At 63.9% G+C, this 462-nt stretch carries 1 protein-coding gene; it reads right to left on the reverse strand.

The genetic code is table 11. The annotated features are described in order from the left end of the window. Positions 1–462, reverse strand: a 462-nt coding sequence (locus tag A3728_RS14815; RefSeq protein ID WP_150120831.1) for a relaxase/mobilization nuclease domain-containing protein, incomplete at both ends; no start/stop codon positions are given.

Genomic DNA, 462 nt, shown 5'->3' on the forward strand with positions numbered 1-462 from the left:
TGACGATCTCGCGCGGCAGGCGGGCCTCTTCCTTGGCACGGTAGATCTCTTCGATCCCGGCGGGCTTCTCGAAGATGCCGCGCTCGAGCCGGGTGGTGGCGTCAAGCATCACACCATAGCGTTCCGCGATCTCGGCCTGCTTCTCGCGCATGAGCTGCGGCGACATCACGCCCTCGGCCCAGCAAGAGAACCAGGTGCCCTTCTCGACGCCGCGATTGTTCAGGATGATATGGGCGTGCTTGTGCGCCCGGTCGTCATGGACCGCGAGGACATAGTCCCACTGGTCGCCGTATGCACCGCTCTCGAAGAAATGCTCCGTCCAGTGCATCGCGATGTCGCGGACCTGGTCGACCGTCACGTCGGTCGGGAAAGAGAGCAGCATGTGCGAGGTGAAACCGAGCTTGGTCGAGCCGCGCCAGGTCCCGGCCCAGTCCTCGACGATGTCCTTTTTCTGCTCCTCGG

The organism is Sulfitobacter sp. HI0040, from assembly GCF_001634885.1.
In the GTDB taxonomy this organism is placed as follows: Bacteria; Pseudomonadota; Alphaproteobacteria; order Rhodobacterales; family Rhodobacteraceae; genus Sulfitobacter.